The 13,612-nt window shown below is 73.0% G+C and carries 11 protein-coding genes; 4 read left to right on the forward strand and 7 right to left on the reverse strand.

Features of this window, described 5'->3' with window-relative positions:
• The first annotated feature begins 284 nt into the window (after nt 1-284).
• Together leuA and FXF68_RS27505 are read left to right on the forward strand one after the other, a co-directional pair.
• The gene (gene leuA, locus FXF68_RS27500; protein WP_148764869.1) at nt 285-2,006 is read left to right on the forward strand and encodes a 2-isopropylmalate synthase; all 1,722 of its coding nucleotides are present in this window, start codon (nt 285-287) and stop codon (nt 2,004-2,006) included.
• 121 nt (nt 2,007-2,127) lie between these two features.
• Nucleotides 2,128-4,065 carry a Xaa-Pro dipeptidyl-peptidase gene (locus FXF68_RS27505; RefSeq protein WP_148764133.1) on the forward strand — a complete coding sequence of 646 codons (1,938 nt, stop codon included), beginning with the start codon at nt 2,128-2,130 and terminating at the stop codon, nt 4,063-4,065.
• Between the two features lie 77 nt (nt 4,066-4,142).
• Here the strand turns inward: FXF68_RS27505 and FXF68_RS27510 are convergent, their stop codons facing one another.
• From FXF68_RS27510 to FXF68_RS27520, 3 genes are all read right to left on the reverse strand, one after another.
• Complete coding sequence (locus FXF68_RS27510; RefSeq protein ID WP_187438136.1) at nt 4,143-5,765, reverse strand: flavin monoamine oxidase family protein; 1,623 nt, start codon at nt 5,763-5,765, stop codon at nt 4,143-4,145.
• A 295-nt stretch (nt 5,766-6,060) separates the two neighbouring features.
• Nucleotides 6,061-6,840, reverse strand: coding sequence for an MBL fold metallo-hydrolase (locus tag FXF68_RS27515; RefSeq protein WP_148764137.1), 780 nt, complete (start codon nt 6,838-6,840; stop codon nt 6,061-6,063).
• Nucleotides 6,841-6,912: 72 nt separating this feature from the next.
• Nucleotides 6,913-7,998 (reverse strand): DNA polymerase domain-containing protein, encoded by a 1,086-nt coding sequence (locus FXF68_RS27520; protein ID WP_148764139.1) that lies wholly within the window; start codon nt 7,996-7,998, stop codon nt 6,913-6,915.
• A gap of 64 nt (nt 7,999-8,062) precedes the next feature.
• Here FXF68_RS27520 and msrB point away from each other — a divergent pair, with 64 nt between their 5' ends.
• The gene (gene msrB / locus FXF68_RS27525; protein WP_148764141.1) at nt 8,063-8,464 is read left to right on the forward strand and encodes a peptide-methionine (R)-S-oxide reductase MsrB; all 402 of its coding nucleotides are present in this window, start codon (nt 8,063-8,065) and stop codon (nt 8,462-8,464) included.
• 12 nt (nt 8,465-8,476) lie between these two features.
• On the opposite strand, the gene FXF68_RS27530 is transcribed toward msrB, so the two are convergent.
• From FXF68_RS27530 to hemG, 3 genes are all read right to left on the reverse strand, one after another.
• Nucleotides 8,477-9,067 carry a hypothetical protein gene (locus FXF68_RS27530; protein WP_148764143.1) on the reverse strand — a complete coding sequence of 197 codons (591 nt, stop codon included), beginning with the start codon at nt 9,065-9,067 and terminating at the stop codon, nt 8,477-8,479.
• 76 nt (nt 9,068-9,143) lie between these two features.
• Nucleotides 9,144-9,842 carry a hydrogen peroxide-dependent heme synthase gene (gene hemQ, locus FXF68_RS27535; RefSeq protein ID WP_148764145.1) on the reverse strand — a complete coding sequence of 233 codons (699 nt, stop codon included), beginning with the start codon at nt 9,840-9,842 and terminating at the stop codon, nt 9,144-9,146.
• A complete protein-coding gene (gene hemG, locus FXF68_RS27540) occupies nt 9,799-11,298 on the reverse strand; it encodes a protoporphyrinogen oxidase (RefSeq protein ID WP_148764147.1) in 1,500 nt (499 codons plus the stop codon). The genes hemQ and hemG overlap by 44 nt, the downstream gene beginning before the upstream one ends.
• 220 nt (nt 11,299-11,518) lie before the next feature.
• Between hemG and FXF68_RS27545 the strand changes: the two genes are divergently transcribed.
• A complete protein-coding gene (locus tag FXF68_RS27545; RefSeq protein ID WP_187438137.1) occupies nt 11,519-12,469 on the forward strand; it encodes a DUF4349 domain-containing protein in 951 nt (316 codons plus the stop codon).
• Here FXF68_RS27545 and hemE read toward each other — a convergent pair.
• Nucleotides 12,466-13,482, reverse strand: coding sequence for a uroporphyrinogen decarboxylase (gene hemE / locus FXF68_RS27550; protein ID WP_425458626.1), 1,017 nt, complete (start codon nt 13,480-13,482; stop codon nt 12,466-12,468). The genes FXF68_RS27545 and hemE overlap by 4 nt on opposite strands.
• Between the last annotated feature and the right edge of the window lie 130 nt (nt 13,483-13,612).

Consider the following 13,612-nt stretch of genomic DNA (forward strand, 5'->3'; position numbering starts at 1 on the left):
TCTAGCCGCCGCTCAGCTTGTCTGAGGAGCTGAGGTGTGAGTAGGGTGGCGGGCATGACGTGGCGCGTCCTTCTTCTCGGCCGCCGCGGCGGGGCCTGATCCGGACCGGCACCCCGCCGCGGGGTCCGGCGCCGCCGGTCGTCCGGCGACCTTGAGGACAAAGCCCCATGAACTTCCCGACCAAGCCGACCTTCCCGACCCCGCCGACCTTCCCGACCCTGCGCACCCCGTCCGGTCCCGTGCCGGACGGCGCGCCCTTCTGGAACCCGCAGCGCGGCAGCTCGATGCCGTTCCACCGCTACCGCCCGGTCCACGACCGCGTGCCGTCGCCCGTGCCCGGCGTCGAGCGGACATGGCCGTCCCGGCGGCTCACCGCCGCGCCGCTGTGGGTGCCCGTCGACCTGCGCGACGGCAACCAGGCGCTGGCCGAGCCGATGGACACCGCCCGCAAGCGCCGTATGTTCGACCTCTTCGTCGCGATGGGCTTCAAGGAGATCGAGGTCGGCTACCCGTCGGCGAGCGAGACCGACTTCGGCTTCGTCCGGCACCTCGCGGAGACGGGGATCCCGGACGACGTCACCCCCGTCGTGTTCACCCCGGCGCGGACCGAGCTGATCGAGCGGACGTTCGCGTCGATCGAGGGGCTGCCCAGGGCGGTCGTCCACCTGTACACGGCGACGGCCCCGATCTGGCGCGACGTCGTGCTCGGCTCCGGCCGCGACGGCGTCCGCAAGCTGATCCTGGACGGCGCCGCCGACGTGGCCCGGCTCGCCCGCCACGGCGTCCGGTTCGAGTTCTCCCCCGAGACGTTCAACCTCACCGAACCCGACTACGCCCTGGAGGTGTGCGACGCGGTCACCGCGCTGTGGGACGCGTCCCCCGACCGCCCGGTGATCCTGAACCTGCCCGCCACCGTCGAGATCGCCACGCCGAACGTGTACGCCGACCAGATCGAGTACATGCACCGGAACCTGGCGCGGCGGGACGCGGTGATCCTGTCCGTCCACCCGCACAACGACCGCGGGACGGGCGTCGCGTGCGCCGAGCTGGCGGTGCTCGCGGGCGCGCAGCGCGTCGAGGGCTGCCTGTTCGGCAATGGGGAGCGGACGGGCAACGTCGACCTCGTCACGCTGGCGCTGAACCTGCACGCGCAGGGCGTCGACCCGATGGTGGACTTCTCCGACGTCGACGAGATCCGCCGGACGGTCGAGCACTGCAACCGGCTGCCCGTCCACGAGCGCCACCCGTACGGCGGCGACCTCGTCTTCACCGCGTTCTCCGGGACGCACCAGGACGCCATCGGCAAGGGCATGGCCCGGCACGCGGCGCGGGCAGCGGACCTGGGCGTCCCGCCGGAGAGCCTGCCGTGGGACGTCCCGTACCTGCCGATCGACCCGGCCGACGTCGGGCGCGGCTACGAAGCGGTCGTCCGGGTGAACAGCCAGTCCGGCAAGGGCGGGATCGCCTACCTGCTGCGCACCGGCTACGGACTGGAGCTGCCGCGCCGCGTGCAGATCGAGTTCTCCCGGGTCGTGCAGAAGGCCACGGACGGCAGCGGGGCGGAGATCACCGCCGCCGAGCTGTGGGACCTGTTCCGCGCCGAATACCTCGACCGCACCGGCCCGGTGGCGCTCGTCCAGTGGCGGACGGCGCACACCGGCCCCGCGCGGCACGACTTCACCGGCGTGATCCGCGTGGACGGCGACGAGCGCGAGCACACCGGCGTCGGCAACGGCCCGATCGCCGCGCTCACCGACGCGCTGCGCGCCGCCGGTGTGAAGGCGGACGTCCTCCGGTTCGTCGAGCACTCGACCGAGTCGGGCCACGACGCGGCGGCCGTCGCCTACGCCGAGTGCCGCGTGGACGGCGTGACGTCCTGGGGCGCGGGACGCGACACGTCCGTGCTCGCGGCGTCGGTGCGGGCCGTGCTGTCGGCGGTCAACCGCGCGAAGGCCCCGGCGCCGGGATGGCAAGGGCAGGAGATGACCAAATCCGGTCCGAGTTAGGCGAGCGCCGACCTTTACCCGGCGTCCGCGGGCGAGGACCCTGTGCCCCCGTAGAGATCATTATCTGAGTCGGGAGGTGCGGGTTTTGGCCAGGCGATCCCTGAGGCGGACCCGGCGGACGATGACGGTGGCCGTGCTGACCAGCGCGGCGCTCGCCGGTGCGGGGGGCGGCGCGACGGCGTTCGCCAAGCCGCCCCCCAAGATCGTGGTGAAGCACGGCGTGACCCAGCCGGTCTTCTCCTACAAGGACGCGATCCGCGAGCACGTCTACGTCGAGTCGAGCGTGGACAGCGACGGCGACGGCAAGAAGGACCGCGTCAACGTCGACATCATCCGGCCCAAGGAGACCGAGAGCGGTCTCAAGGTCCCGGTGATCATGGACGAGAGCCCGTACTACGACAACGCGGGACGCGGCAACGAGAGCGAGCGCAAGACCTACGACGCGAACGGGAACCCGCTCAAGTTCCCGCTGTTCTTCGACAACTACTTCGTCCCGCGCGGCTACGCCTACCTCGCTGCCGACATGATCGGGACGACCAAGTCCGACGGCTGCCCGGTCAGCGGCGGCCCGTCCGACGTGCTCGGCGGCAAGGCCGTGGTCGACTGGCTGAACGGGCGCGCGAAGGCGTTCCGGCCGGACGGCAGCGAGGCGAAGGCCACCTGGACCACCGGCCGCACCGGCATGATCGGCAAGTCCTACGACGGGACGCTCGCGAACGGCGTCGCCGCCACCGGCGTGCAGGGGCTGGAGACGATCGTCCCGATCTCGGCGATCAGCGGCTGGTACGACTACAGCCGGATGAACGGCGTGAAGTACACCGACGACGAGCAGCCCTGGCTCGCCGACTACGTCGACACCGACCCGCCCGCCAAGTGCGCCGCCGTCCGCGCGGCCCTGGACCAGGGCGAGGACGACGCGACCGGCAACTACAACGACTACTGGAAGACCACCGACTACCGCAGCGGCACGATCACGGACCTCAGCAAGGTCCACGCCAGCGTCTTCGCCTACCACGGCGTCAACGACCTCAACGTGAAGGACAACCACTTCGCGCTCTGGTGGGAGGGCCTCAAGAAGCAGGGCGTCGAGCGGAAGGTGTGGTTGTCGCAGCGCGGCCACGTCGACCCGTTCGACATCCGCCGGGACGACTGGGTCAACACCCTGCACCAGTGGTTCGACCACGAGCTGCTGAACGTCCGCAACAGGGTGATGAAGGCGCCGAGCGCCGACATCGAGGTCGGCCCCGACCAGTGGATCACCCAGGCGGACTGGCCGTCCCCCGACGCGCAGGCCCTCACCCTGCGGCCCGGCCCGAACGGGACGCTCGGCACGCAGCAGGCCCCGGAGGGCGCCACGGCGACGTTCACCGACGCGCCGGGAGCCGCCGGGGCGGGCTACCCGGAGGGCACCATGGTCAGCGACCCGGGGACGGCGCAGCCGTACCGGGCCGCGTTCGTGTCCGACCCGCTGCCGCAGACCGGCCGCCTGTCCGGGACGCCGGACGCGACGCTGCGCGTCAAGCTGGACAAGCCGACCGCCAACCTGACCGCGCTGCTCGTCGACTACGGGGACGACACCCGCGTCGACTACCTCGGCGCCGGCTCCGGCATCAAGACGCTGACCACCGAGGACTGCCACGGTGAGAGCACGGCCGACGACGACGCCTGCTACAAGCAGACGCAGGTCACCACAGTGAAGTCCGCGGTGAACGTGGTCGCGCGCGGCTGGCTGGACGCCCAGAACGCCACCTCGCTGAGCAAGCCGAGCCCGTTCGTGCCCGGCCGCTACTACGACGTCAAGTGGACGACGCTCAGCCAGGAGTACGTGTTCAAGAAGGGGCACCGGGTGGCCCTCGTCCTGGCCGGCACGGACGCCGACTACAACCAGGAGAAGGCCACCGGCGCGAAGGCGACCGTCGACCTGCGCGGCAGCTCGATCACCGTCCCGGTGGTCGCGACCGGGCGGCACGCGGGCTCGCTGGTCGCGCCGAAGTCGCTGACGCCGTGGCAGGGCCCGTCCGGGGTCACGCTGCCCGTCCAGGAGCGCAGGTTCTCCTGATCCCGTGAAGTGAACGTGCGTGAAGAGGCCGCCGCCCCCGCTCGGGCGGCGGCCTCGCGGCGTCTCCGGCCGGGTCGCTAGCGGCCGGTCGTCAGCAGCCGCGAGTCGGGGGCCCGGTGGACGGTCACGCGGTCCGCGGGCCGGCCGCCGGTGAGCGACTCGAACGCCCACTCGGCGGACATCATCGCGCCCTCCTGCCAGCCGGGCAGCGGGCTGACCTGGTCGCCGATCACCATGAAGTTGCCGTGCCCCTGGACGTTGACCAGGGTCTCGTACCGCTCCCGGTGCTCGGGGACGGTGTGGTCCCAGTCGGCCCACGCGCCGAGCTGGTAGGGCACCTTGTGCCAGGCGACGGAGATGCCCGGCCCGTCCGGGACCACGGACCGGTCGGCGAACTCGGCGTGCAGCCGCGCCCCGGCGGCCCGCGCCGTCTCCAGCCGCTCGGCGTGCGGGCGGTCGCCGAGCTTCCGCCCGCTGCCGTAGGACGCGTACGCGCCGAGCAGGACGCCCTTGTCCGCGCGGGAGAAGTAGCCGGAGGACGGGTACCAGATCTGCGTGACCTCGTTGTCGATCAGGCTGATGCCGCCGTAGATCCGGTACTCGTCCGACTCCCAGAACCGCCGGTTGGCCTGCCAGCCGATCTTGCACGACGGCGCGAACTCGACGCCCGCGACGGCGCGTCCGAACTCGGCGGAGAACCCGGCGAGTTCGACGGACGTCCTCAGCACCGGGACGGGAATGCTGCTCAGGCAGTAGTCGAACCTCGTGTCGTGCTCGCCGCGGGCGTCCTTCCACGCGACGCGCACCCCGTCCTCGGCGGCCCTGACGGCATGGACGGGCGCGTTGAGCGCGACCGTTCCGGCGGGCAGCGCTGCGGCCATTCCGCGGACGATGGCGTCCATTCCGCCGACCGGCTGGAACATGGTCATCTGGTAGCCGAATCCGAGGTCCCAGTAGAAATAGTGGTCCCAGAATTCGCTGGCCAACAGGTCCGGCACGGAGAGCGGGTCGAGCTTCTCGGGTTGCTGCGGGACGCGCAGCGGTTTCGCGATTCCCGAGCGCAGCGAGCCTTTGTAGGCGTGGTCGGTCCCGTCGAGGTCGCCGAACTCGTCCAGCAGGCGGAGCAGCCTCTCGCGCTGCGCCCCGCTCAACTCACCGTCGAGCAGCCCTTTCCGGACGGCGGCCACCGCTGTCTCGGCGACGAACCCGCGGACGTCGTTGGAGATGCGGGCGCGCGGCACCGGCGCCCGCCCCCACGCCGAATCGGTCTGGTACAGGTTCCTGGCGCTCTGCATGAGGAACGGTTCGAGCTGGATGCCGAGCCGCCGGCACATCCCGAAGACCCGCTGGTCGTCGAAGGAGAGCCGGGCCGGGCCCAGGTTGGCGTACAGGCCGCGGTCCAGCCGGCACGTCTGGGTGCGGGCCGACCCGTCCGCCCACACCTCGGTGATCCGGTCGCCGCGGCGGGCGGTGAAGCTGCGGCCGCCGACCCGTCCCTGCGCCTCCAGGACGGTCACCGCGTACCCCGCCTCGATGAACCTGAGCGCGGCGGTCAGCCCGCTGACACCGGCGCCGAGGATCGCGACGGTCCCCCGCCGGCCCCCCTGCCGCGGCCGCGCCGCGGCGCCGGCGGGCGCGGGCGCCGCGTGCGCCGGCACGACCCCGGTCATGGCCTGCAGCAGCGTCGCGGACGCGGCCATGCCGAGGAACCTGCGGCGCGAAGAGCCATTGTGCGACTGGTCCATCATGCTCCTTCGGGGAGACGTCGACGAGCGACACATGAACGAACAGCACGCTAAATGACAAAAGCGCCTGCTGATAGCCGCCTGAAATGCCCAAGTTGATCACTTGATGCGACAGCGACAGCTCACCGCGGGCGAAACCCGTCCCGTCCAGGACCGGTCAGTGAAATTCGACACGCCATTTCGGCATCCCCCTTTTCAAAGGAAAGGGCCCGCCGTCCCACCCCTCCGGGGGCGGCGGGCCCGCGGGGTGTCAGAGGCCGATCTCCTCGCCCGGCTCGAGCAGGTGCAGCCGGGCGTCGAGGCCGGCGGCGGCGAACGCGGGCGCGATCGTGCCGCGGCCCTCCGTGAAGTGCGCCCAGCCCTCGAAGTGCAGCGGGACGACCTGCCCCGCTCCGAGGATCCGGGCGGCCTCGGCGGCGGCCGCGCTGCCGAGCGTGAGGTCGCCGTCGAGGGCCGGGTTCCGCGCGGCGCCCGCGAACAGCACCGCGACGTCGACCGGCGCGAACCGGCCGGCGATCGCGCGGACGACGTCCAGGGACGCGTTGTCGCCGCTCACGTACACGGTGGGCAGCCCGTCCCCGGACAGGACGAACCCGGTGACCGGGCCGGTGATGTGCTCGGTGCCGTCCGGGCCGTGCTGGGCCGGGACGCCCGTCACCCGGAGCGTCCCCCCGTCGGGACGCGGAAGCTCGGCGTCCTCCCAGTTCGGAAGCGCTCGGGCGGTGCCGCCGAGCCGTCCGGCGGCGGTCTCGGTCGTGAGGGTCAGCGGGACGTCGGCGAGGAACGCGCGGCCCCCGTTGTCGAGGTTGTCGGGGTGCTGGTCGTGGGAGAGGAGTACGGCGTCGACGGGACCGATGTCGTCCGGTCCGGCGATGGCGTCGGAGGTCTTCGTCAGGGTGCGCGGCCCGAGCGGGTAGTCGCCCGCCTGGTCGAACGTCGGGTCGGTGACGAGCCGCACCCCTCCGATGCGCACGACGGCGCTCGGCCCCCCGAGGTACCTGACGTTGAGCAGCGACTCCGTGCCGGACATGGGCCCGCCTTCTTCTTGATCGACCGAATGCGTACTCCCCGGTCAAGCCGGGGACCCGGCCGGAAATTCCCCTCAGGAGCGGTTGTCGGTGTCCTTGCTCGGCTGGACGCGTTTCGGCTCGCCCGGCATCTTCGGATAGTTCGGCGGATACGGCATGTCGCCGAGGCCGTGATCGCGCTCGTCGCGGTCGGCGAGGTCGAGCAGGCCCTCCAGGGAGAACGCCCGGTCGTCGATGGCGGCGTGCAGGTCGCCCACCTTCGCGAAGCGGTCGGGCATGGTGGCGATCGTGAAGTCGTGCGGGTCGACGTCGGCCAGCTCGTCCCAGGTCACGGGCGCGGAGACGGGCGCGTGCGGGGCGGGGCGGACACTGTAGGCGGACGCGATCGTCCGGTCGCGGGCGTTCTGGTTGTAGTCGATGAAGACCTGTTCGCCCCGCTCCTCCTTCCACCAGCGGGTGGTGACGTCGGCGGGGGCGCGGCGCTCCACCTCGCGGCCGAACGCGAGCGCGGCCCGGCGGACCTCGGTGAACGTCCAGCGCGGCTCGATCCGCACGTAGATGTGCACGCCGCCCTTGCCGGACGTCTTGACGAACCCGGTGAGCCCCAGCTCCGCCAGCAGCTCGCGGGCCGGGCCGAGCGCCACCCGCACCGCGTCGGAGAAGTCGGTGCCCGGCTGCGGGTCGAGGTCGATGCGCAGCTCGTCCGGGTGGTCGACGTCGCCGTCCCGCACCGGCCACGGGTGGAACGTCAGCGTGCCGAGGTTGGCCGCCCACGCGATCACGGCGACCTCGGTCGGGCGCACCTCGTCGGCGAAGCGGCCGCTCGGGAACGCGATCTTCGACGTGCGGACCCAGTCGGGCGCGCCCTTCGGCACGCGCTTCTGGTAGAACGCGTCGGACTTGCCCGCACCGTAGCCCGCCTGGCCGCGGGCGTAGTCCTCCCGGGTGGCCATGCGGGCGCCCTCGAAGACGCCGGCGGGCCAGCGCTCCAGCGTCGTCGGACGGTTCCGGGTCGCGCGCAGGATGCCCTCCCCCACGGCGATGTAGTACTCCACGAGCTGGCGCTTGGTATAGCCGTGCTCAGGAAAGTAGACCTTGTCGGGGTTGGACACCTTGACGAGCCGATCCCCGACCGGGATCTCGATGTAGGGCGAGGCCATGCAAGCACGTTAACCCACAGGTCGGACAGGCGGCATGGACAGGGAGCCGGGTACGTTCGAGGGTATGGAGAAGATCCGCAAAAGCGAGGAAGAGTGGCGGGCCGAGCTGAGCCCCGAGGAGTTCCGCGTGCTGCGGGAGGCGGGCACCGAGAAGCCGTTCACCGGCGAGTACACCGACACGAAGACGGTCGGGGTGTACCGCTGCCGCGCCTGCGGGACGGAGCTGTTCCGCTCGGAGACCAAGTTCGAGAGCCACTGCGGCTGGCCGTCGTTCTACGCGCCGTCCGACTCGGACGCGGTCACCCTGATCGAGGACCGCTCGCTCGGCATGGTCCGGACCGAGGTCCGGTGCGCGGTGTGCGACTCGCACCTCGGGCACGTGTTCCACGGCGAGGGTTACGCCACCCCGACAGACGACCGGTACTGCATCAACTCGGTCTCGCTGACCCTCGAACCGGCCGAGTAGCGGCGGGTACCGCTACGGGGTCTCGCTGACCTCGCAGGAGTCCTTGTCGCTCTGCTTGTTGGCGAGGATGACGCTGCCGTTGTCGTCGCTCTCCCCGTGGACGAACACGCGGGGCTCGTCGTCGCCGCCGTCCTTGAGGAACTGCGTCGTCCACTTGCAGAGGTCGAGGGCGGGCTTGGAGTTCTCGTCCTCCTCCTTGAGGTCGGTGTAGACCCGGACGAAGCTGCCGCTGCGCCGGACGTCGGTGACGTGCTTGACGACCTTCTTGTCCGGGTCCTTCGTCTCGAAGTAGGGCACCGCGTCGGTGACCTCGTCGGGGTCGCCGACGGCGTCCACCTGCTCGTGCGGGGACGGCGACGCCCCCGCGCGGGCCTCGGCGGCCGTCCGGGACGCGGGGCCCGGCCCGCCGCCACCGCCGGGCAGCGCCAGCGCGGCCCCCGCCGCGAGCGCCGCCGCCGCGGTGAGCCCGGCCCCGGCGAGGACCAGCCGGCGCCGCCGCGACGCGACCAGCCGCTTCCAGCGGACGGCGAGCGCGGACGGCGGCTTCGCGTGCCGGCCGCGGGACTGCTGCTTGGCGGAGGACTGGGCGGGAGACTCGGTCACGGACCGCACCCTACTGCCGATCAGCCGTCCGCTCGGCCCGTCTCCGCCGAGACGCCCGGACGAGTCGCCGGGACGGCTAGGCGAGGTTCGCGACCAGCTCGCCGACCGGCTTGCGGCGCCCGGTGTAGAACGGCACCTCGAGGCGGGTGTGCACGCGCGCCCGCGCGGCCCGCAGGTGGCGCATCAGGTCGACGATCCGGTGCAGCTCGTCGGCCTCGAAGGCCAGCATCCACTCGTAGTCGCCGAGCGCGAACGACGACACCGTGTTGGCGCGGACGTCCGGGTACTCGCGCGCCATCTTGCCGTGCTCGGCGAGCATGGCGCGGCGCTCCTCGTCCGGCAGCAGGTACCACTCGTACGACCGGACGAACGGGTACACGCACACGTAGGCGCGGGGCTCCTCCTCGGCGAGGAACGCCGGGATGTGGCTCTTGTTGAACTCCGCCGGGCGGTGCAGCGCCATCTGCGACCAGACCGGCTCGCTCGCGCGGCCGAGGGCCGTCCGGCGGAACCGGGTGTAGACCTCCTGGAGGTCGTCGGACGTGGGCGCGTGCCACCAGAACATGTAGTCGGCGTCGGCGCGCAGCCCGGCGACGTCGTAGGCGCCCCGGGTGGTCACGTCCTTCTCGGCGGCCTGGTCGAGGAGGTCCTGGACCTCGGCCGCGTCGCGCTCGCCGACCGTCCCCGGCTTCGCCACCCGGAAGACCGACCACATGGTGTAGCGGATGACGTCATTGAGTTCGCGTGCCTTCGGCCTGCCCGCCGGCTGCGTCATGGTCTGCTCCTTCTCGGCTGCGCACATGCTCGACGATCCGGGCGGCCGCCGCGCGCGCCGAGGCGACGCACGCGGGGATGCCGAGCCCGTCGTAGGCGGCGCCCGCGACGGCGAGCCCTGGCACTGCGGCGACCGCCGCCCGGACCTTGGCCACGCGGTCGGCGTGGCCCACGTTGTACTGCGGGAGGCCGCCGCCCCACCGGGTCACCCGGCTCTCGACGGGCGGGCCGGACACGCCGCAGGTCGCGGCGAGCTCGGCGGTCGCGGCGGCGACCAGCTCGTCGTCCGGACGCTGGAGGACGTGCTCCTCGCCGAACCGTCCGATGGAGCACCGCACCGCCAGGACGCCGGGGTCGCGGTCTCGCAGGTGAGGCCATTTTACCGAGCTGAACGTGACGGCCTTGACACCCCGTCCGCCGTGCTCGGGATCGCTCTCCACCGCCGGGACGAGGTACCCGCTGCCCTCCAGCGGGCGCGGGAACGCGTCCGCCCGGTAGGCGAGCGTGACGATCGCCATGCTGGCGTACTCGATGCGGGCCAGCTCGCGGGCGGCTGCGGGGACGTCCGGCTCCAGCAGCCGGGCCGCGGGCGCCGCCGGGACGGCGATCACCACGGCGTCGGCGTCGAGGTGCTCGGGATCGCGGGCCGGGCCGACCGTGAGCCGCCAGCCGCCGTCGCGGCGGCGCAGCTCGCGGACCATGGCGCCGGTCCTGACCGTGCCGCCCGCGGCGGCGATGTCGTCCGCGACCAGGTGCGGGAGGGTGCCGAGACCGTCCGGGAGGGTCGCGAACACCGGGCCCGGGTTCGCGGGCGCGGCGGCCCTGATGCCCCGCGCGGCGTTGATCAGCGACCGGTGGGTACGCGCGGCGGCGGCGACGGCGGGCAGCGTCGAGTCGAAGGACAGCAGCTCGGCGCGGCCCGCGTAGACGCCGCCGAGCAGGGGCTCGACGAGCCGGTCGACGACCTCCCGGCCGACCCGCGCGCCGATGAACTCGGCGACGGACACGTCCTCGCCGCGCGGCGTCTCCGGCAGCACCAGGTCGAGCGGCACGCGCGCCAGCCCGGCCGGGGACAGCACCTGCGCGGCGGCGAGCGCCCGCAGATCGGACGGGACGCCCATGACCTGCCCGGCCGGGATCGGCCGCAGCGCCCCCCGGCTGAAGATCCCCGAGGAGGTGGTGCCGGGGTTCACGAGGTCGCCGGCCCGGCCCAGCGCGCCGACCAGGTCGAGGCCCTCGGGACGGCGGGCGAGCATCGACTCGGCGCCCTCGTCCACCGGGATCCCGGCGATCTCGCTGGTCCGCAGCTTGCCGCCGATCCGCGGGGAGCCCTCCAGGACGGTGACCCGGACGCCCTCGCGGGCGAGCAGGCGCGCGGCGGCGAGGCCCGCGATGCCGCCCCCGACGACGACCGCGTGCGCGGCCGGAGCGGTCTTGACGGCGCGGGAGCTGCTCATGTCCTCCAGCCTCCCAGACGACCCGCCGGACCGCGCACCGGGGCGGGCGTGCACCGGGGGCGTGCACCGCGGGCGTGCACCGCCCGCCGCCGTGATCGCGGCGCGGCTCGTTCGTGCCCGTATCGCGACTCGGGCGCGGGAACGGTGATCCGCACCACCTCGTCCAAGCGCCATGCGGATCGTCAGGAACGTCGGGCTTGTGCGGAACGGAGCGGGAACCATGAGACGGGCGCGCGTCCCCGGCGCGCTGGCCGTCCTGCTGGTCGCCGGGACGCTCGCGGCGTGCGGGGGCGGCGGCGACTCCAGCGGGGGCTCGGAGTCCGCCGACCGCGGCGTGGCGAAGGCCCCGGCCGCGCCGAGCGCCGAACGCGCCCCGGCGGGCGGCACGGAGAACGGCACGGGCGGTGGGCGCACCGGCGAGCGCGGCGGCTCGCCCCGCCCGCAGGCGCCCCTGGACGCCGGGCGCGAGGTCGTCCACACGGCGCGGCTCCAGGTCCGGGCGAAGGACGTGGACGCGTCCGCGACCAAGGCGAAGCAGCTGGTCGGCGCGGTCGGAGGCTATGTCGAGCGGGAGTCCAGCTCGACCGACCCGGCCCGCTCGGAGATCACATTGAAGATTCCCGTCGCGCGGTACGGCGAGGTGCTCGACCAGCTCGGCACGCAGCTCGGCGCGAAGCTCTCGCTCACCCAGGAGGCCGAGGACGTCACGGGCGAGGTCGCGGACGTCGAGGCCCGCGTGCGTTCCGCCAAGGCGACCCTCGACACCTACCGCAAGCTGCTCGGACGCGCGGGCTCGATCACCGAGATCATGAACATCGAGAACGAGATCGCCGGGCGCGAGGCCGACCTCGAGGCGCTCCAGGCGCGGCAGAAGGCGCTCAAGAACCGCACCCGGTTCGCGACCGTGACGGTGCTGCTGGTGGGCAAGTCCGTCCCCGCCGACGAAAAGGACGACCGGGGCGGGTTCGTCGGCGCGCTCGGCGACGGCTGGCACGCGCTCACCGCGTTCGCGGGAGGCGTCGCCGTCCTGCTGGGCTGGCTGCTGCCGTTCCTGGTCGCGGCGGCGGTGATCGGCGCCCCGGCGCTGGTCTTCCGGCGCCGCCTGCGCGCCCGGTTCGGACGCCGCCGCCCCTCGGCGCGTGCCTCGGCCCCGGAGAACCCGGCCGGCTAGGGAGCGTCCTCGGTGCTCGCCTCGTGGACGAGGTCCGTGAGGCGGGCCAGCACGTCCGGGTTCGTGGACGGCAGCACCCCGTGCCCCAGGTTGAAGATGTGCCCCTCGGCGGTGCGCCCGCGGGCGAGCACGTCGCGGGCGCGGCGCTCGACGGTCTCCCACGGCGCGAACAGGATCGCCGGGTCGAGGTTGCCCTGCAGCGCCTTGCCCGGGTCGACGCGGGCGACGGCCTCGTCCAGCGGGACGCGCCAGTCGACGCCGACGACGTCCGCGCCCGCCTCGCCCATCGGGCCGAGCAGCTCGCCCGTCCCGACGCCGAAGTGGATGCGCGGGACGCCGAGCGGCTCGATCTCGGCGAAGATCCGCCGGGTGTGCGGCAGCACGGACTCGCGGTAGTCCTGCGGGGCGACCGCGCCGACCCACGAGTCGAAGACCTGCACGGCGCTCGCCCCCGCCGCGACCTGCACCTTCAGGAACGCGATCGTGAGGTCGGCGAGCCGGGACATGAGGTCGGCCCACAGCTCGGGCTCGCCGTACATCATGGCCTTGGTGCGCTCGTGGTTCTTGGACGGCCCGCCCTCGATCAGGTACGAGGCGAGCGTGAACGGACCGCCCGCGAACCCGATCAGCGGGGTCGGGCCCAGCTCGCCGACCAGGCCATGGACGGCCTCCGTCACGTACGGGACGTCGTCCGGGACGAGCGGCCGCAGCACGGACAGGCCCGCCGCGTCCCGGATCGGGTCGGTGATCACCGGCCCGACGCCCGGCTTGATGTCGAGGTCCACCCCGATGGCCTTGAGCGGCACCATGATGTCGCTGAAGAAGATCGCCGCGTCGACCCCGTAGCGGCGCACCGGCTGCATGGTGATCTCGACGATCAGGTCGGGGCGTGCGCACGACTCCAGCATCGGGACGCCGTCGCGGACCCGCAGGTACTCGGGCAGCGACCGGCCCGCCTGCCGCATGAACCACACGGGCGTGTGCGGCACGGGCCGGCGGCGGCAGGCCAGCAGGAAGGGGCTCTCGGCGAGGCCGCCGCCCTCGGGCGGGCTCGCGTTCGCGTCGTCGGTGCGGGAAGCGTCAGCGGTCACCGTGCGATCGTCCCATGGACGGACGGTGGGAAAGCACCCGGTCGCCCCCCTG

This window comes from Actinomadura decatromicini, assembly GCF_008121305.1.
Taxonomy (GTDB): domain Bacteria; phylum Actinomycetota; class Actinomycetes; order Streptosporangiales; family Streptosporangiaceae; genus Spirillospora; species Spirillospora syzygii.